The 16,937-nt window shown below is 55.4% G+C and carries 20 protein-coding genes; 6 read left to right on the forward strand and 14 right to left on the reverse strand.

Annotated features, from left to right (window positions below):
• Positions 1–65 precede the first annotated feature (65 nt).
• The 9 genes from KI379_RS28225 to KI379_RS28265 all read right to left on the reverse strand — a co-directional run bounded on the left by KI379_RS28225 (position 66) and on the right by KI379_RS28265 (position 7,840).
• Positions 66–1,361 (reverse strand): glycosyltransferase family 2 protein, encoded by a 1,296-nt coding sequence (locus tag KI379_RS28225; protein WP_212985653.1) that lies wholly within the window; start codon positions 1,359–1,361, stop codon positions 66–68.
• Positions 1,354–1,497 carry a hypothetical protein gene (locus KI379_RS28230; RefSeq protein WP_163882044.1) on the reverse strand — a complete coding sequence of 48 codons (144 nt, stop codon included), beginning with the start codon at positions 1,495–1,497 and terminating at the stop codon, positions 1,354–1,356. Before KI379_RS28230 ends, KI379_RS28225 begins: the two co-directional genes overlap by 8 nt.
• Before the next feature lie 21 nt (positions 1,498–1,518).
• On the reverse strand, positions 1,519–2,394 hold the full coding sequence (locus KI379_RS28235) for a diguanylate cyclase domain-containing protein (RefSeq protein WP_076172130.1): 876 nt from the start codon (positions 2,392–2,394) through the stop codon (positions 1,519–1,521).
• 205 nt (positions 2,395–2,599) lie between these two features.
• A complete protein-coding gene (locus KI379_RS28240) occupies positions 2,600–2,962 on the reverse strand; it encodes a winged helix-turn-helix transcriptional regulator (protein WP_076172132.1) in 363 nt (120 codons plus the stop codon).
• Between the two features lie 128 nt (positions 2,963–3,090).
• Positions 3,091–3,657 (reverse strand): 6-phospho-3-hexuloisomerase, encoded by a 567-nt coding sequence (gene hxlB, locus KI379_RS28245; RefSeq protein WP_212985654.1) that lies wholly within the window; start codon positions 3,655–3,657, stop codon positions 3,091–3,093.
• 1 nt (position 3,658) lies between these two features.
• Positions 3,659–4,291, reverse strand: a complete 633-nt coding sequence (hxlA, locus tag KI379_RS28250) for a 3-hexulose-6-phosphate synthase (RefSeq protein WP_076172136.1) — start codon at positions 4,289–4,291, stop codon at positions 3,659–3,661.
• 206 nt (positions 4,292–4,497) lie between these two features.
• Entirely contained in the window at positions 4,498–5,772 is a 1,275-nt protein-coding gene (locus KI379_RS28255; protein ID WP_212985655.1) for a DUF4129 domain-containing protein, read from the reverse strand.
• Complete coding sequence (locus KI379_RS28260; protein ID WP_244879477.1) at positions 5,769–6,860, reverse strand: DUF58 domain-containing protein; 1,092 nt, start codon at positions 6,858–6,860, stop codon at positions 5,769–5,771. The genes KI379_RS28255 and KI379_RS28260 overlap by 4 nt, the downstream gene beginning before the upstream one ends.
• Before the next feature lie 5 nt (positions 6,861–6,865).
• A complete protein-coding gene (locus KI379_RS28265) occupies positions 6,866–7,840 on the reverse strand; it encodes an AAA family ATPase (protein WP_212985657.1) in 975 nt (324 codons plus the stop codon).
• A 417-nt stretch (positions 7,841–8,257) separates the two neighbouring features.
• Between KI379_RS28265 and KI379_RS28270 the strand changes: the two genes are divergently transcribed.
• Both KI379_RS28270 and KI379_RS28275 read left to right on the forward strand, forming a co-directional pair.
• Complete coding sequence (locus tag KI379_RS28270) at positions 8,258–8,887, forward strand: hypothetical protein (RefSeq protein WP_244879478.1); 630 nt, start codon at positions 8,258–8,260, stop codon at positions 8,885–8,887.
• A gap of 72 nt (positions 8,888–8,959) precedes the next feature.
• The gene (locus tag KI379_RS28275) at positions 8,960–9,325 is read left to right on the forward strand and encodes a DUF423 domain-containing protein (protein ID WP_105445472.1); all 366 of its coding nucleotides are present in this window, start codon (positions 8,960–8,962) and stop codon (positions 9,323–9,325) included.
• 128 nt (positions 9,326–9,453) lie between these two features.
• Here KI379_RS28275 and rlmN read toward each other — a convergent pair whose 3' ends face one another.
• A complete protein-coding gene (rlmN, locus tag KI379_RS28280) occupies positions 9,454–10,551 on the reverse strand; it encodes a 23S rRNA (adenine(2503)-C(2))-methyltransferase RlmN (protein WP_116233330.1) in 1,098 nt (365 codons plus the stop codon).
• A gap of 274 nt (positions 10,552–10,825) precedes the next feature.
• Here rlmN and KI379_RS28285 point away from each other — a divergent pair, with 274 nt between their 5' ends.
• On the forward strand, positions 10,826–11,890 hold the full coding sequence (locus tag KI379_RS28285) for a bifunctional transcriptional activator/DNA repair enzyme AdaA (protein ID WP_212985658.1): 1,065 nt from the start codon (positions 10,826–10,828) through the stop codon (positions 11,888–11,890).
• 113 nt (positions 11,891–12,003) lie between these two features.
• Here the strand turns inward: KI379_RS28285 and KI379_RS28290 are convergent, their stop codons facing one another.
• The 3 genes from KI379_RS28290 to KI379_RS28300 all read right to left on the reverse strand — a co-directional run bounded on the left by KI379_RS28290 (position 12,004) and on the right by KI379_RS28300 (position 14,433).
• Positions 12,004–13,125, reverse strand: a complete 1,122-nt coding sequence (locus tag KI379_RS28290; RefSeq protein WP_212985659.1) for a hypothetical protein — start codon at positions 13,123–13,125, stop codon at positions 12,004–12,006.
• A gap of 159 nt (positions 13,126–13,284) precedes the next feature.
• Positions 13,285–13,743: an SRPBCC family protein gene (locus tag KI379_RS28295; protein ID WP_212985660.1), complete on the reverse strand. Its 459-nt coding sequence runs from the start codon at positions 13,741–13,743 to the stop codon at positions 13,285–13,287.
• Positions 13,744–13,827: 84 nt separating this feature from the next.
• Positions 13,828–14,433, reverse strand: a complete 606-nt coding sequence (locus tag KI379_RS28300; protein WP_244879479.1) for a TetR/AcrR family transcriptional regulator — start codon at positions 14,431–14,433, stop codon at positions 13,828–13,830.
• A gap of 265 nt (positions 14,434–14,698) precedes the next feature.
• Between KI379_RS28300 and KI379_RS28305 the strand changes: the two genes are divergently transcribed.
• From KI379_RS28305 to tpx, 3 genes are all read left to right on the forward strand, one after another.
• Positions 14,699–14,872 carry a hypothetical protein gene (locus KI379_RS28305; protein ID WP_212985661.1) on the forward strand — a complete coding sequence of 58 codons (174 nt, stop codon included), beginning with the start codon at positions 14,699–14,701 and terminating at the stop codon, positions 14,870–14,872.
• A gap of 39 nt (positions 14,873–14,911) precedes the next feature.
• Entirely contained in the window at positions 14,912–15,448 is a 537-nt protein-coding gene (locus tag KI379_RS28310; protein WP_212985662.1) for a DinB family protein, read from the forward strand.
• Positions 15,449–15,613: 165 nt separating this feature from the next.
• On the forward strand, positions 15,614–16,135 hold the full coding sequence (gene tpx / locus KI379_RS28315; protein ID WP_212985663.1) for a thiol peroxidase: 522 nt from the start codon (positions 15,614–15,616) through the stop codon (positions 16,133–16,135).
• A gap of 296 nt (positions 16,136–16,431) precedes the next feature.
• Here the strand turns inward: tpx and KI379_RS28320 are convergent, their stop codons facing one another.
• The gene (locus KI379_RS28320) at positions 16,432–16,845 is read right to left on the reverse strand and encodes a MerR family transcriptional regulator (RefSeq protein ID WP_212985664.1); all 414 of its coding nucleotides are present in this window, start codon (positions 16,843–16,845) and stop codon (positions 16,432–16,434) included.
• Positions 16,846–16,937: the final 92 nt, after the last annotated feature.

Raw genomic sequence — 16,937 nt, forward strand, 5'->3', positions numbered from 1 at the left:
GATCTCCTTTCTGTAGGCACCGGTCGGTCCATTATATGCCGCGGCTGGGCAATGGTGAGAGGCGCCTATCCAAAGCGCTTGGTTTTATACCATTTGCTCTGCCTGCCCGTCACTTTATCGACGATCATCGACCAGAAGGCCAGCAGCGAAATGACCAGAAACAGCTGGGCATACGTAAAGTAAGACACACAGGACAGGATGAAGTTCCTGACGTTGCTCTGTCCGATATCGGTGGCCAGTGCCAGGTTGATCTGAAGAACATAAATGTAGTACATCAGAGCCCAGGCGATGACCAGATACACATACAGGTCACTGCTGAATTGGAACGGAGATACCGTATCCGGGTGAAAGAGCGCAATGATCTGGTACACGAGGTTGACGATAAAAATAAGGTCGGAAACGATAATCGCCACCATGAACCAAAAGTAACTTGCGGCATAATAAAGCACGTGCAGCTTGATCCGCCAGCTGCTCCGATTAAACAGCTGGTGGATATTGTCCACGACCACCTTGTAATTGCCTTTGGCCCAGCGCTGGCGCTGCCTCATGTAGACGTCGAGCCTTTCCGGCTCCTGCTGATAGGCTTCGGCCTGCGGTGCGAGCGCGATCAGCTGGCCGCGGCCCAAAATTTCGAAGGACACCGCCGTGTCTTCCGTGATGGCGTGCTCATCCCATCCCCCGATATCCTCCATAAGCGAGCGTTTGACGATAAAATTGGTCCCGGGGATCGTTCCCAGACCGAACAGCTCCCACAGACCGGTATGATGCACCCGCTGGATCGTGATCAGCTCCAGGTTGATGAATTGCGACAGCAGGTTCTGCCCGCGGTTGCGCGCTTTGTTCCGTCCGAACACCGCACCGTAGCGCTCTGGCTGCTCCATGGCTTTCTGGATCAGAAAGTAGAGGGCGTTATGCTCGGGTGCGGCATCGGCGTCATAGACGCAAATCCAATCGCCGGTGGCTTCCTTCAGCGCATCATTCAGAGCTCCGGATTTCCCGCCGGTGCCGGTTCTTTCCAAAATGAGCAGGTCCCTGTCTTTATAGCTGGTCCTGGCCTTCAGTGCCTTCAGCTTGTCCGCGGTGCGGTCGGTGCAGTTATCGGCGATCACGATGATCTGGACCTTGTCCGGGGGATAATACAGCTGCAGAATATGCTCCACCGTCGCGGTAATGACCAACTCTTCATTATGGGCGGGGACCATCACCGTCACGGTCGGAAAATCGTCCATTTGCCCGCTGCGCACCAGAGCCCCCCGGTTCTGCCTGTACACAAACCGGATCGCCCCCGACATGATAACAATCGACTCCAGCACGGCGATCCAGATCGATACGATCGACAGGAGCAGGATGACGTCAGCCACTGAAATTCCCCCGATCGTATTTTTTATTAACCTTGGCCCGGAACATCAGCGTGGCGATTGTCAGCACCAGCACCGCTGCGGCAAAAAGGATGCTGACGCCGATACATACGGGTATAAACCATTGAGCATACGACATGCGGGCGCCCCTCCTTTCTCCTTATACATACTCACCGATCAGATCGGTCTCCGTATTGCGCTCCAATGCGGCAATGACCGCATCGATATGTTCATATTTGCTGAACTGCTCCGGCTGGAACACGAGCGCCCCCGTGCGGACGACGAGCTTCAGCGGGCTCCCGCTCCGGTCGACGGCTTCAACATTCATCATTGCCTGCTTAATCCGGGCGGTGAGCTGCTGCAAATGCTCCTGATTCGTCATCGGATACAAGACCACAAAGCGCCCTTGGTCGATGAAAAATTTATAATCCTCGTAGCGGATCTGCTTCTGGATCGTGTGCGATAACTCGAGCAGCAGCCGGGCGTACCGCCTGGATCCGAGCGACTCTTTGACGAGCGGCAAAAATTCGATTTTAAACATCGCCATACAGAAGTCGTAACGCTGCGGATAACGCTTGGCTAGATTGGAGTGTTTGATGACGGCATCCTCCAGGGACAGCTTGTTCCCGAGGGACGTATCGAGGTCCAGCTGCGGGCTCATGTCCTTCAAATCTTCCAGCCGCTCGATCAGTCTCCGGTTGCGGATCAACCCGGAATGAATCACGGAGGCCAGAATCATGTTGGCGGGAACGAGCAGCAGCCATGAGAAAGATAAGATATCCACATGTGCATAAGTGTTCAGCCACACAAAATAACTCACAAGATAAAAGAAGACGGCCACCGCCGTGACGCCGACCGGCATAAAGAAGCCGATCAGCAGCGCAGCCAATGTCCCCAGACTGAACAGCAGCTCCGGAGTGGTATAAGCTTGATCTGCATATACCTTGATAAAAATAAGCAGCTCCTGAATCATGATGACAAACACAAGGATGAGATAGCCTGCTTCAATGCGTCGTGTCGGCGTTTGGTCTTTCATCGGCATCCTTCCTTTACAGCAGCTGCAGCAGCCAAAATTGGAATCAATTTCTAATTATTACCCCATTTACAGGCGATGTCACAAAAAAATACCCCCGCAAAGCGGCGGCTTTTTACTCAGCTGCCTTGGGACTCTGCGGGGGATTGAACTTCATATTTTTTTAAGTACGTGAAAAAATTATTCCGATGAAGAGAATGCCGACCTGTTAATGATCGTCCTTCCAAATGACCCGGTCCCCATAATGACTGCCCCAGTCGTACATCATCTTCAGCACCGGCATCAGCGAGCGGCCGTATTCGGTCAGCGAATACTCCACCCGGGGAGGGACCTCTGGATATACCTTCCGCGAAATCAGCTGATCGTCTTCCAGCTCCCGAAGCTGGTTGGTCAGCATTTTTTGGGTCACATTGGGGATCAGCTTCTTCAGCTCGCCAAACCGCTTCGTCCCCTCAAGCCCCAAATGCCACAATATAATCAACTTCCATTTGCCGCTGATCACGGCAAGGGTCAGTTCCTTCGCGCAATTAATTTCTTTTAAGTTGATACGGTCTTTGATTTCCGTTGCCACGCTGCCACCTCCTTCTTATAGGATACTACACGATTCGCTTTTTCGCTTGATGCAAAAAAGAACCATCCCTCGGTCTGCGACCTCCGGGATGGTTCCTGTTTGGATGGGTATCTTTTTCAGGTGAAGCTTTACTCCAGGTTGGCGTGTCTGCCGAACATCTGGGAGGAATCTTGACCCCGCTGCTCCATCAAGCGGAGAACGACGGCATCGTACAAAATGATCAAGGTTTGCTCAAACAGCGATCCCATCGGCTGTATGGTCACCTTTTCTCCGCTGCCCGCTGCCTGCTGTTCCTTCGGCGTACCCGGAAGACAGACCGGGAAATCGGACAACCGGCCCAGCGTGGAGTCCTGGTGAATGGTTGCGGTGACGACCGCTGCTCCGATCTCCTTGGCTTTCCTGGCCATCGTGACCAAGCTTTGCGTCTCGCCTGACCCGGACCCGATGACAAGCAGGTCCCCCGGGCCGATTCCGGGTGTCACTGTCTCGCCGACCACATATGCGGTAATTCCGAGATGCATTAACCGCATGGCCAGCGCCCGGCCCATCAGGCCCGACCTGCCGGCTCCCGCCACAAATACAGTTCCGGCTTCAAGAATCATGTCAGCCAACTGGTCCGCTTCTCCATTCGAGATGCGGGCAATCGATCGCTGCAGCTCCTTCGTAATTTCGAGGGCATAATCGGCCGTGTTCATCTTAGACCTGACTGACCAGCTGCTTCATCTGCGATGCCGCAGCCCGCTTGTCATCCTGACCGGTGATTCCCCCGCCCACAATAACCAGATCCGGGCCGGCCGCAATCACCTGAGGCAGCGTACTCAGCTTGATCCCGCCGGCAATGGCCGTTTTGGCGCGGTTCACCACCCGTTTGATCGTCAGCAGATCTTCAAAGGAGCTGATGCCTGCCGCCTGATGATCGTACCCTGAATGCACGCAGATATAATCCACGCCCATTTGGTCAATTTCCTTGGCGCGCTGTTCAATATCCTTCACATTGATCATATCGACCATGACTTTTGTGTTTTGCTTTCTAGCTTCTTCCACGGCTCCGCGGATGGTGGAATCGTCTGAGACGCCGAGCACGGTAATAATGCTCGCCCCGGCCTCGGATGCCTTCATGACTTCGTATCCGCCGGCGTCCATGATTTTCAGGTCTGCCAGCACGCGCAGGGAAGGGAAGGCCTCTTTCAGTTCTTTCACCGCCCGAAGCCCCTCATTGATGACGATCGGCGTTCCGATTTCCACGATGTCTATATAATCAGCAACCTCGTTTACGATTTCCTTGGCTCCGGGAATATCGACAAGATCAAGTGCCAGTTGAAGTTCCATAATGCGTTTGTCTCCTTTATGATCGATTTGGTTCGTGAACCACAACCCCATTGTAGTAGCTCTATTTCGCTTGCGTAAGTAGGCACTTTATCGTAATGAAGTTACCTCGGCGTAACTATTGGACGTCCAAGAGCACAAAAAAGGCCCCCTTTAGGGGACCTTCACGACCAAAAGTGTACGGCATCATGCTGGCCGGAGCAGGGCTTCTACGGCTCCTTTTTCCCGCCGTACCGCACGGCGTTATACCGCTCGATGAGCGTATGGACCGCTTCCGGCGCCATGCCGGTGAAGCTCTCTCCCGCCGCAAGCTCGGCGCCGTTCTCCGCAGGCGTACGGCTCGCCCGGAACGCGAATCCTTTCTTGACCGCACGGCGGATCAGGCTCTCGTAAGCCTGACGCGGGTCGCTGCCGCTGATATCCGGTTCCTTGCGGAAGCGGCGGAAGCGGCGGGGCTTGGCGGCAACGCGGTCGATTCGCTCGACCTCATCCACAAAGTCCGCCGTCTCCTCGGAAATGTGCCGGATCTGGCGCAGCAGCCCGAGCCGGTAAGCGAGGCGCCGGACCCAGCTTCGGATGCGCTCCGGAAGCCAGCGCCGGAACAGCTTATACAGCAGCATCCCCAGCAAAACAAGGGCAGCCAGGCAAAGAATGCCCAGGACGACATAGCCTATGACTTTCAGCCACATTGGGTGTTGTACCGGACCCTGATCCATTCCGGACAGATCGGGCATCATTGGATCGGCAGGTGCTTGCGGAGGCTGTTCCACAGACTGTCCGTCTCCTCCCAAGCCTTGGAGGAGAGACCGAAGGCCGTCCCGCAGGAAGAGGAAGATCGCTCCAAGGCCCTTCCATCCGCTGAGCAGGGCGATAACGGCAATGACGATCCACGTCATCGAGCGGTTTGCCGTCAGGATCCGGCCGAACAGCTGACGGTCGGCCTGCTCGGCGTGCGAGGCGTCCCGGACCCGCTCGCCGTTCATGCGCAGCAGGAGGGCGAACAGCGTAATCATCGCCATCACGTACAGCGACGTGCGGTGCGGATGAAGGGCGCTGACCTGGCCGGCCGTAATGTAGAGCACAAGCGAGGCGCCAAGGCCGATCAGCGGCAGCCGCTGCACCGCTGTCTTCCACCACTGCTTGCGCCCGGCGATCAGCCCGCGGATCGCAGCCGCCAGCAGAGCCACAGCAGCCAGCGCCGCGGCGAGCCGCAGCCCGAACACGGCCAGGGGCAGCAGGACCGCGGCCGCCAGCGGGATCGGCGTCCACAGGCGGCCGCCCCCGCTGCGGGACTGCTCCCGGCCGGCCAGCACGCCTGCAGCGTGAACAACCCCGGCAAGCAGCCAGATGAGCAGCGGATGGAGCGGCAGCGCATATGCCGCAAGCAGCACGGCCACAGGGTACAGCGAGGCGGACTCGAGCAGCGAGAAGTATAATGCTTCCCCGGCTCCCCGGTAACGGGCTTGCGCTTGCTGACGTATCATACCGCCGCCTCCCTCGCATCCGGCCATTCCGCTACCGATACGCGGTGACCTTTGTTCTCCAGTCCGTGGATGCTCTCCCGGACCGCTTCCGACAGATGGGCCGTTATGAGCAGATAGTCGACCGTCTCTTCCGACTCGCGCTCCGCTTCAAGACGCAGCATTTCGTGGAATGACATCCGCGTCTTCATATCCACACCGGCCATCGCCTCCAGCAGGTTCTCCAAATGGGCCGTGCCGTAATCCGGGTCGAGCCGGAGCATGGCCTGGCTCTCCGGATTAACCGACGCATTATGGGTGAAACCGGCGGCCATACCCTGGTGGATCAGCGAAGCCGCACAGGTAGCCGCATAGGACAGCGCATCCTCGACCATCTCCGGCCGGGTCACCACGTTCCACATCTGCTCGGACACCTCGATGTTCAGGCAGATCATGACCCGCGGATCGGCGGTATAGCCGTGCTTATGCACCTGAAGCTCGCCTGTTCTGGCGGTGGCTTTCCAGTGGATCCGGTTCATCGGATCTCCCGCAGCGTATTCCCGGATTCCGGTAATGAGGAATGGATCCTCAACGACCCAGCGCCGCACCGCGAGCTCCCCCTGCCATGTCTTCCAGGAGGAAGGCAGCCGGTCATCGCTCAGCAGCTCCGGGTAAACGACAAGCCGTTTGCTGAGCGTAATTTGCCGTGACGGGGTGTAGACCGCAAACAGGTCCCCGCCGGTCATCGTGGCCGAATCCATCCGATAGATCCCCCGGCGGGTACACTGGATTTGATGCGTCCGGGTAATCCGTGTCCGGGGACGGAGCATAAATAAACTCGTATGATTCTGATAGATATTCCCCTCGCTGATTGAGGTTTCCCGGCTGCGCTTAAACATCAGGGACGAAGGAAGCATCGCTTCCAGGCGCAGCCAGGGCACCGGAAACACTTTGCCGTTTTCGATCACCTCGACCATTTCGATCCGGTCTCCCACGTAACAGGTTTCCGTGCTGAAATGGCGCTCGTACGTCAGTCTTCGCAGCGATCCCCTGCCCAGGATCAGGCCCTGCAGCACCAACACGCCGCCGCAGGCCAGAAGCAGCCACAGCATCGCCATTATCTCACGCCGCTTTCCAGTCCCGCTTCGCTGGGAACTGCGATCTGATCCAGCACCTCAAGCAGAATGCGCCGGGCGGCCTCATGCTGCCCGCCGTAGCGCTTCTTGAGCACCATTCTGTGAGCGCAGACCGGCTCCAGCAGATGCTTGATGTCATCGGGAAGTACGTACTCCCGTCCATTCATCGCAGCATAAGCCTGCGCCGCGCGCAGCAGCGCCTGGGTTCCGCGGGGGCTGATGCCAAGAGCCACTTCCGCATGGACGCGGGTCGCTTCGGCCAGGGATACGATGTATCCCATCAAGTCCTCGCTCACGTTCACCTGCGTGCACAGCTGCTGGGCTTCCAGCACCTCGCCGGCTGTTGCCGTGCGCTCGGCCCGCTCTGCCGTTAAGCCGGCTGGTCCCTGCGTCCGCTTCAAAATCTCCTTCCCTTCCGCTGCGGATGGGTACCCCAGCTTCATGCGGATCATAAAGCGGTCCATCTGGGCTTCGGGCAGCGGAAACGTGCCCTGGTTGTCGACCGGGTTCTGGGTGGCCAGCACCATAAACGGCCGCTCCAGCGCCATCGTCTGCCCATCAATGCTGACCTGCCGCTCCTCCATACACTCCAGCAGGCTGGACTGGGTTCTGGGCGTAGCCCGGTTAATTTCATCCGCAAGCACGATCCGCGAGAACAGCGGACCCGGGCGAAACTGAAACTCGCCGTCCTTCTGGTTGTAGAAATGGATGCCCGTCAAATCCGACGGCAGCAGATCGGGGGTAAACTGAATCCGTTGAAAGCTGAGCGACAGGGACGCCGCCAAACTTTTGGCAAGCAGCGTTTTACCGGTACCCGGCACATCCTCCAGCAGCACATGTCCTGACGCCAGCAAGGCCGTTAGCAGCAGCTCCACTTCTCCCTCTTTGCCGACAATGACTCTCCCGATATTCTCTTTCAGTTTCACAGCCAACTCGCGAACTTGATTCACCTGCATTGCATTCCCATCCTCTCCTGTATGACTGCCCGCGCTTTAGGCAAAGCAATCTACGGTTTATGATTAAAGCGTTTACAAGTGTCTTTGATACCCCCGGCAGACTGGACCTTTACGCCGGGAACGGTTCAGCTACAGATCTTCCGGCAGGCCGTTCTCTATGACCGGACGGTTTTGCTATATTTTATCACCGACAGAAGCATTAATCACCTATCAGGGGTAAAATCCGGCTAAATCGATTGAATTAACGTTTTGCTTGATCTTCCTGTGATAACAGCTCAATAGAGGCCTATAACATTCATTTCTTTAGTTCATTCTATATCAAACGCCCTATTTTTTGGCCCTCCAAGACAGTTGTCCCTCACAAAATCCGGCAAACATCACTAGGATGAACCATACCACAGACAAAGGATGGTTGATATGAGGAGGTATCTTAGAAGCCACGGTTGCGGTTATGCCCGCCGGCATATGGCAAGACGACTGAAGAGGCACTCTCGTTCACGGTCACAGGGCAAGCTCATCGTCAGCATCGTCCGAGGCGAAAAACGGCTGACGACCAAAGTTCCGCTCCGCAGGTTCGATAAGTTCGTGTTTGTCATTAACGATCAATTTACCAACGCCCCGAATACGACGCAGATCGCCAGCGGTGCAGGCCACAGCAGCGCGTCGGGAAGCAACGCGGCCATCGGTTCCCCGAATACGGACCAGCAGGTCAGCGTCGGGGCCGGAGGCACCGCCGATAACATCAGCATCCTCCGCGAGCCCGCTCACGCCTGCCGCGGTAAGCGGAAACGCTCGCACCGCCGGAAGAAGGAAGCCATCTTCGTTCTGAATCACCAGCGGGTTCAAATGCCGGAGGGAAGCGAGGAGGCTGCCGCCACCCAAATTGCCAGCGGCTCCGGCACACACAGCACGAGCGGCACCAACTCCACCATCGACAGCCCCTGCACCAGACAGCAGGACTCGGTCGGCGGCGGACCCGGCGCTAGCGGCATGAACAAGTTTGTGAAGAAGAAAAAACGGAATCACCATATCCGCCGGCATTATTAAGAATACAGCTCAAATCCAAGTCGTTGACGGCCGCCGCGCCAGAACGTATGATGACGCATAGAGGTGATTGATGTGAACACGCTGCTCATTCTGGGTGGAATCATGATGTTTTTGGCCGTGGCCATCGGCGCATTCGGGGCGCACGCCCTGAAGGAAAGACTCGACGATAACCGGCAGAAAACCTATCAGACGGGAGTCCAATATCATTTGGCTCACGGACTTGGCCTGCTGTTGATGGGCCTCTATGCCCCATCCGCCGCACATGCGGGCACCATCCAGCTCGCAGGATGGCTGCTGTTTGCAGGAATTCTGTTATTCTCGGGAAGCCTGTACGCGCTGAGCGTGACCGGCATCCGCAAGCTGGGGGCGATTACGCCGATCGGCGGGGTGGCCTTTTTGGCGGGATGGGTCGTATTCATCGTGGCTGTGGCTGGTTGACCGGTTGAGGATAGGGATGTTTCGTATAAAATGCCCTAGGCATGACAAAAGCCTGCAGATTTGCAGGCTTTTTCGTGTTATGCATGTTTTAAAAAGGAGGTACCCTCCTGTAAAACAGGAGGCCGGCCTCATCCGTTTACCGCGCTGGCCTGGCCCGCGCCTCTGCCGTTTTCCTTACGGATTTGCTTGCTGCGCAGCTGTCCGCAGGCCGCGTCAATATCGGTTCCATGCTCCAGCCGGACACTGACGCTGACCCGGTTCTTCTTGAGCGTGTCATAGAAAGCCAGGATCGACTCCTGCGCGCTTCTCTGATACTGGCTGTGCTCATCGACCGGATTGTACGGGATCAGGTTGACGTTGACCAGCTGTCTGCGGTCACCGATCAGCTCCGCCAATTCAGCCGCGTGTTCCCTGCCGTCATTGACGTCCTTGAGCAAAATATACTCGAGCGTCACTCTGCGCTTCGTTTTGGCCAGATAGTAATCCATGGCCCCCAAAACTTCCTCAATCGGATAAGCCTTGTTAATCTTCATAATCCGGGTTCTCAGCTCATTGTTCGGCGCATGCAGCGAAATCGCCAGGTTCACCTTCAAATCGCGGTCGGCAAATTCCATGATCTTTGGAGCCAGGCCGCTGGTCGATACGGTAATATGGCGCCCGGCAATCGCCAGCCCTTTGCGGTCCTTAACCACATTGATGAAGTCGACCATGTTCTCGAAATTATCAAACGGCTCCCCGATGCCCATCACGACAATATGGCTGACGAGGTCGCCCGGCTTGTTCTGGTCCAGGAACAGCTGCACCTTCATGAGCTGCTCCACAACTTCCCCGGCGGACAGGTCCCGGCTTTTCTTCAGCAGTCCGCTCGCGCAGAAGCTGCAGCCGATGTTGCATCCGACCTGGGTCGTCACGCAGACGGAAAGGCCGAACTTATGGCGCATCAGCACCGTCTCGATCAGGTTGCCGTCCTGCAATCGGAACAGAAACTTGACCGTCCCGTCGGCCGACTCCTGTTTCACATGCTCTTCGAGCGTCTGGATAACGTAATGCTCCGCAAGCAGCTTCACGCAGTCCGGATTGGCATCCGTCATATCGGCAAAATCGGTGACCCGTTGTACATATAGATAGTCCCACACCTGAGAGGCGCGGAATGGTTTATGTCCATATTCAAGCAGCCATGCAGACAGCTGATCGAACGTTAATCCATAGATGGATGGTTTGTTCATCGTTTTTCCTCTTTTCAAAAGCTTTAAAATGCATACTCTCTCTACTTTACCAGATCCGACAGGCAATCTGTCTATTATTGTCCCAAATTTTTTTTGTTAAAACAAGGGATGCAGCGGGAATTTAGCCACGGATGGGGGCTGCTGGCTCCGCCATTACGGCGTCCTGTTGAAAAAGAACGATGATTTAAAAATCAGTGCCCGATTTTCGGCGGCGGAGATCTGCAGGGCTGGTCTATAATAAGAATAAAGGATGATGAAAAAAAGGAGGCCGGTCATGATTACGGCTGAACATAAAATGGAGTATTATCAGGCGCTGCTCGATAAAAAGTCGGAGTACGAGGGGATTTTCTATGTCGGGGTCAAAACGACGGGAGTGTTCTGCCGCCCGACGTGCCCGGCCAGAAAGCCCAAATATGAAAACTGTGAGTTTTACGAGACCGCGCAGGAGGCGCTACTCGCTTCTTTCCGGCCCTGTCAGCGCTGCCGCCCGCTGTCCCATCCGAATCACGTTTCGCCGGTCGTCCAGAAGCTGGTCGAAGCCGTCGAGACCTATCCGGAAAAACGGTGGAAGGAACAGGACTTTGATGAGCTCGACATCGATGCCTCAACGGCGCGGAGGCAGTTCAAAAAACGGTTTGGCATGACCTTTGTGGAGTATGCCCGCGCCCGCCGCATGGGGCTGGCATTCAAGCAGATCCGGTCCGGCCATGCGGTAATCGACGCCCAGCTGTCGAGCGGGTATGAATCCGGAAGCGGATTCCGGGACGCCTTCTCCCGCATCATGGGGGCGGCTCCGGCGAAATCCGCAGACAGCCGCATCCTGCGCGCGGCATGGATCGATACGCGCCTCGGCCCGATGGTCGCGATCGCCGACGAGGAGGCGCTGTATCTGCTGGAGTTCGTGGACCGGCGGGGCCTCGAGCGCGAAGTTGAGCGGCTGCGCCAGCGGACGAAATCGGCGATCATCCCGGGCGTCACCGCTCCCATACGCTCCATCGAGCAGGAGCTGACGGCTTATTTTGACGGGAGTCTGTCCGTATTCACCACACCGCTGCATCTGATCGGCTCTCCATTCCAGAAGTCGGTCTGGGCGCAGCTGGTGCAAATTCCGCCGGGCGAGACCCGTTCCTACTCCGGGCTGGCCGGGGCTCTCGGCAAACCGAAGGCCTTCCGGGCCGTGGCTCAGGCCAACGGCGCCAACCAGCTGGCCCTTGTCATCCCCTGTCACCGCGTCATCAATGCGAGCGGCGACTTGGGCGGTTACGGCGGCGGACTGACGCGTAAAAGCTGGCTGCTTCAGCACGAGAAGCAGTTTCTTTCAAACCAGCGGCAGCATTGATCCGGAGCGTTCCCTGCTTATATAAAGGCAAGCCGATCACGAAAAACAGGAGTCCCCTTGAGGTCCAACGACCGCTCGGGTACTCCTGTTTGCTTTGTCTTCGCATGCTTCGCCTATGCCTGCTGCTCCCCGCCGCTGCCCGTAAGCATAAGGCTGGCGGAAGCCGTCTCCTGGCCGTTGACCAGCAGCACGATCCGGTGCTCGCCCGGATAATGGCGGCGCGTCGTCAGATCGGCCCAGGAATGGGTTCGCGTCCCCGACAGGCGGGAGCCTCCGGGTACGGTCTTATCCGACAGCAAAAACGCTTTGCGTGATATTTTGCCGCGGGCTTTGACAAAGTCGATCCCGTATTCCACCCGGATATGGGCCGGCTGCCCGTCCCGCACGCGGATCTCGTAGTGAAGCTCTGTGCTGCCCCCGACCGCGACCTCGGACGGCTCTACCGTCAGCGAAGCGGCGGACGCCAGCGGTTCCTCCGCGGATGAATCTGCATAGCCGAACAAAGCCATCGCTTCCGGATGGGACTTCTTGATCAAGGTCCGGCAGCCGTGACGGATAATCCAATCGGTATGCGGATGAGTACCTTTCCAGCGCCGCGCCGTCTCCAGCACCACGTCAGAATGGTCCTTTGCGATGTCGTTCAGGTTGTTGGCGACGCTCTTGCGGACATAAAGCGACGGGTCCTGCTTCAGCAGCTCCAGCACGGGCAACACCGGCGCCGGATCCTTCTTGAACATCGGCAGGGCCTGTCCCCACGGCAGCCGCGGCCGGCTGCCTTCGCTGGCCAGACGCCGGACATGTTCGTCCGGATGCTGCGCCCAAGCCGTCATCTGGCGCATCATCCGTTCCGGGTCCCACAGCAGAAAGGGCCTGACGGCAAACTCCGCCGACGATTTGGACGTGAAGCGCTCGAGCGCCTTCATTGAAAGGTCCCAGTGCTCCGGCGCCTGCCCGAACACTTCCACGAAATCGGGAAAGAACAGGTACGGAAACCCCGCACAGTGTTCGTCGATCGCGAAGAGCACCTCCAGCGCCTCTTCATATCGGGCGGGCAAGTGATCGCCCAGCTTTTCGCTGATCCGCCGCATACGGGCTTTCAGCTCAAGTTCCTGCCATGTGTCGTCCATGATGTCTTTGACAAACTTATCTGTATCAAACGCGGCGTGGGCCGTATGAACCTTCGCCCCGAATCCGCGCAAAAATTCCTCATTGTATACTGCCTTCAGTTCAGCCATCGGCAGACCTCCTCCTGAAGTTATTATAGTAAGCCGCAGCGGAGGAGGAAATCAACACTCCAAGTCGTCTTACTGGCCTTACGGCTCCTTCGATTCAATCAAGCGATTCAAGTGGCGGAGTTTTACTCAATGATCAATTCGTTGAGGCCATGCTTTCGATCAGTCTGCAGCCAGCTGCTGCCGGATGTGGTCCGCCGCCTCCTCCCAATATGCCTTCATCTGCTCACGCTGATGGATATCCGTCAGCTTTTCCTGATGGAAGCTGATCGTCGTTCCCGTCTTGGCCTCCAGCAAGCGGATCTGGACCGTGGAAGGATGGGGCCAGCCGGGCCGCTGCCAGGTCAAGCGGATTTGCTCCCCGGGTTTGACGACCCGAATCTCGCCGTGGTTTCCTTCCTTGGACGTATACGTCGTTCCCGGCTTGAATTCAAGGGCCGGAAGTTTCCCAAGCCATACCATCATACCCTCCGGGGAAGTCAGCAGCGACCACGCCGCCTCCCGTGATACCGGAAACGTTCTCCGGACACCGACCTGAAACCCGGCAGCGGCGGTCAACCCCACGGGCTTCGCTGCATCATCCGCAATGGGTACCGCCAGCTTGCTTGTTGATTTGCTCATTGTCACCGCTCCTCGCAATGTAAAAATAGTTGCTTGGCCTGTCCCGGCCGATCGAGCATCCATTGCCGCCGCCCGCTCCCCTCTCTACCGCTCTTTAATCCGTTCGTTTATCGGAGTGAGGGCATCGACGAACAATGCGATGCTCGTCTGCAGAAACTGCTCCTGGGACACGGCTGTAATCAAATCCGCGTTATGCAGACGGGAAATGAAGGCACCGTAATTCATCCACATAAACGCCATAGCCTGCGCCTCGGAATCTATGGCCTTCACCTTCCCCTGCCTTTGCATTTCCTGGAAGTACGCCGTCAGCAGCTGCTGCAGCTGCCGCGGATGATCCTGCGCCCGGTCGCGCAGGTCGGACAACTCCGCGCTGCGCAACATGACCAGCACCAGCTTCCGGTTCCGGTCCATGATGTCATGGTAGGCACGGGTTATCCGCAGCAGATCTTCACGCAAGCTCCATGTCAGCCGGGTGGAAAACAGCTCCTCCATCTCGCCCGCATAATGAAAACGGTCGATCGCCTGTTCCAGCAGCTGCAGCTTGGTGCCGAATTGACGGAACAGCGTCATCTCGCTCACTCCCGCCGCTGTGGCAATTTCCTTCGTGGTTACTCCCTGATATCCCTTCTCGGCCATCAGGTCAATCGCGGTCAGCATCAGTCTGTCCCGGTTGGTCGTTGATTCCGTCATTGTGTCAGCATCCTTTGGAGTCGTCATCCGGACGATGTTAGTAATCACTAACATTCCGTTGATTCATTGTAAAACCTCCACGCGCCCGTTGTCAATAACTGGGATATAACAAAAAGATGACTTTTCCCATTAAAAACAATCCTATCGCCAATTCGTCCGTGCCTTGAGCCAAAGCTTCGCATTTATAAAATCGTGAAAAATACGCATTGACTTTGACACTGTGTCAACCTTTTAAGATGGGTAGGAAAGGAGATGAGAACATCCTATGAGGGAAAATAAACAAGGGAATCCGCTAGGGCAGGAATGGAAACAAACTGAGGGGCATCTTATACCGGTGAGCGTCATCGGACTAGGCATGATGGGGTCGGCGCTGGCCCAAGCCTTTCTGAAGGAGGGCCGCCGGACCACCGTCTTAAGCGGACCTTCGTTCGAAGTATAATAAGTTTCCAAATTCAACGTAAAGCAGGGTGATTAGCACATGTTTACTAGTTTGCATCAATTTATCGATGAGTGGAAAATGGAAGCGGCCCTCACACAGAAGGTCCTCCAAGTCCTGACGAACGAGTCTCTTCAGCAACAAGTGGCTCCAGATCATTTCACTTTGGGGAAACTGGCGTGGCATATAACACTATCGGTTCATTACTTTTTGTCCGCAGCGGGGCTGGAATTCCAAGCGGAAGGAAATTGGCTGGAATTCCAAGATCAAGGAAAAGATAGCGATCAACCAACATCGGCAGCTTCCATCACAGAGGCCTATGATCGGACGAGCCGTGCGATGCTGGATGCGCTGCAGACGCAATGGAACGATGAGACGTTGAGCGAAACCCGGAATATGTGGGACACGATAGCACTACCCATTTCTGCAGTGTTGCGTTTGCTGATCCAGCACCAGGCCCATCATCGTGGACAAATGTTCGTGCTCATGCGTCAAGCCGGATTGGTGGTACCTGGCGTTTACGGCCCCAGTCGCGAAGAGCGGCAGCAGAGAGGTCGGAATGCAGGGCCTAAAGCTTAAGCTCGAGCATTTATGACGTGCTCATTAAAGAAATTATCCAAAGGTTGATGAAATCCAGCTTTGTAAGCAATGCTGACAATACCGTACAGTACGTTGAATATTTAGGCGAAATGACAGAGCGTCCTTCCCATTATATCCATTAAAAAAATAAGGAGGCCGTGTACAATGGCACAAGAACGTACCGGTGTAGCAACAGCTCAAGGCAACCCGCTTACTTTAGTAGGACCTGAACTGAAGGTCGGAGACAAAGCCCCTGACTTCAAAGTTAGCAAAAATTTGTTAGAGCAAGCATCCTTGGCTGATTATGCCGGGAAAGTCAAACTAATCAGTGTCGTTCCTTCCCTGGACCATACAGGTGTATGCGACGCTCAAACCCGGCGTTTTGACAAGGAAGCCGCAAAGCTTGGCAATAACGTGGTTGTCCTGACCGTCAGCGTGGATCTTCCTTTTGCACAATCCCGTTGGAGCGATGCTGAGGGCATTGACAATGTAATCATCTTATCCGATTATAAAGACCGCAGCTTTGGCCAATCATACGGCGTTCTCATTAAGGAAATTCAATTGTTGATGAGATCCGTCTTTGTGATCGATGCTGACAATACCGTTCAATACGTTGAGTATGTGGGCGAAATGACAGAGCACCCTAACTACGAAAATGCAGTTGCTGCCGTTAAAGCTCTCGTTTAATTACAACTTCCATAAACGTCTATCGACGTACCTTCAAAGAAGACAGACCGCCTTTAAAGGTAATTTTTCTTGCAATATCAGGAGCAACGGCTCTGAAGTTTATACTTTGATATTATAAAAAGAACAGCGGAGAAGCCCGGCTTCCCCGCTGTTCTTTTTACTAAATAAATCAAAGCCTGAACACGAATGCAGCCGGTACATTTTTATGTGCTTCATATCTATCGTTCATTCATCCATCTTATACATGCAAGCCGTTTATCCATATTGTAAATCGGCCCTTCCTTAAACCCTTTTGTTCATGAAGATTGGTTTGATTGCTCGGCTGAGTTGCTCACTGTTCCTTTCAACGTTCTCCGGCGTCTCATTTGTTCAATACGCTGTTCCAATTTCTGCTGTGCTACAGTGAGCGATTGAATTTGCTGTAAGATTTCTGCATGTTTTTCCTCATAGGCACCGAGCAATTCCTCACAGAAATCATCGTTGTCGTAAGGATCATAATTCTCATGGCAATTTAATATTCCATTAATTTCCCTCGTCGACAGACCGATGTCTAAATAAATCTGTATCGTTTTGATCCGTTTAACATCAGATTCGTCGAATTCACGATAATCATTATCCATACGTTTTGCTGTCAACAGATTTTTCTTTTCGTAATATCTGATCGATCGAGTGCTGGCACCGGTCGCTTTGGATAGCTGGCCTATTTTCAAGGTATCGCCCCTTTCATTCAAGCAGATTCCCAATGTCCGTACCCATCATCTGAATGTTGGGTCGCCGTATTTTTTTTGATTAGTGACAGCTT

Origin of the sequence: Paenibacillus cineris, assembly GCF_018333335.1 — a bacterium.
In the GTDB taxonomy this organism is placed as follows: Bacteria; Bacillota; Bacilli; order Paenibacillales; family Paenibacillaceae; genus Paenibacillus_AQ; species Paenibacillus_AQ favisporus.

Excerpts from the sequence above, each read along its gene's own strand:
- KI379_RS28295 (WP_212985660.1), bottom strand. The coding sequence starts at position 13,743 with ATGAGCAAATCAACAAGCAAGCTGGCGGTACCCATTGCGGATGATGCA.
- KI379_RS28300 (WP_244879479.1), bottom strand. The coding sequence starts at position 14,433 with ATGACGGAATCAACGACCAACCGGGACAGACTGATGCTGACCGCGATT.
- rlmN (WP_116233330.1), bottom strand. The coding sequence starts at position 10,551 with ATGAACAAACCATCCATCTATGGATTAACGTTCGATCAGCTGTCTGCA.
- KI379_RS28285 (WP_212985658.1), top strand. The coding sequence starts at position 10,826 with ATGATTACGGCTGAACATAAAATGGAGTATTATCAGGCGCTGCTCGAT.
- KI379_RS28260 (WP_244879477.1), bottom strand. The coding sequence starts at position 6,860 with ATGCTGTGGCTGCTTCTGGCCTGCGGCGGCGTGTTGGTGCTGCAGGGC.
- KI379_RS28265 (WP_212985657.1), bottom strand. The coding sequence starts at position 7,840 with ATGCAGGTGAATCAAGTTCGCGAGTTGGCTGTGAAACTGAAAGAGAAT.
- KI379_RS28235 (WP_076172130.1), bottom strand. The coding sequence starts at position 2,394 with ATGAAAGACCAAACGCCGACACGACGCATTGAAGCAGGCTATCTCATC.
- KI379_RS28305 (WP_212985661.1), top strand. The coding sequence starts at position 14,699 with ATGAGGGAAAATAAACAAGGGAATCCGCTAGGGCAGGAATGGAAACAA.
- KI379_RS28230 (WP_163882044.1), bottom strand. The coding sequence starts at position 1,497 with ATGTCGTATGCTCAATGGTTTATACCCGTATGTATCGGCGTCAGCATC.
- KI379_RS28255 (WP_212985655.1), bottom strand. The coding sequence starts at position 5,772 with ATGATACGTCAGCAAGCGCAAGCCCGTTACCGGGGAGCCGGGGAAGCA.
- hxlB (WP_212985654.1), bottom strand. The coding sequence starts at position 3,657 with ATGAACACGGCCGATTATGCCCTCGAAATTACGAAGGAGCTGCAGCGA.
- KI379_RS28290 (WP_212985659.1), bottom strand. The coding sequence starts at position 13,125 with ATGGCTGAACTGAAGGCAGTATACAATGAGGAATTTTTGCGCGGATTC.
- tpx (WP_212985663.1), top strand. The coding sequence starts at position 15,614 with ATGGCACAAGAACGTACCGGTGTAGCAACAGCTCAAGGCAACCCGCTT.
- hxlA (WP_076172136.1), bottom strand. The coding sequence starts at position 4,291 with ATGGAACTTCAACTGGCACTTGATCTTGTCGATATTCCCGGAGCCAAG.
- KI379_RS28310 (WP_212985662.1), top strand. The coding sequence starts at position 14,912 with ATGTTTACTAGTTTGCATCAATTTATCGATGAGTGGAAAATGGAAGCG.
- KI379_RS28270 (WP_244879478.1), top strand. The coding sequence starts at position 8,258 with ATGAGGAGGTATCTTAGAAGCCACGGTTGCGGTTATGCCCGCCGGCAT.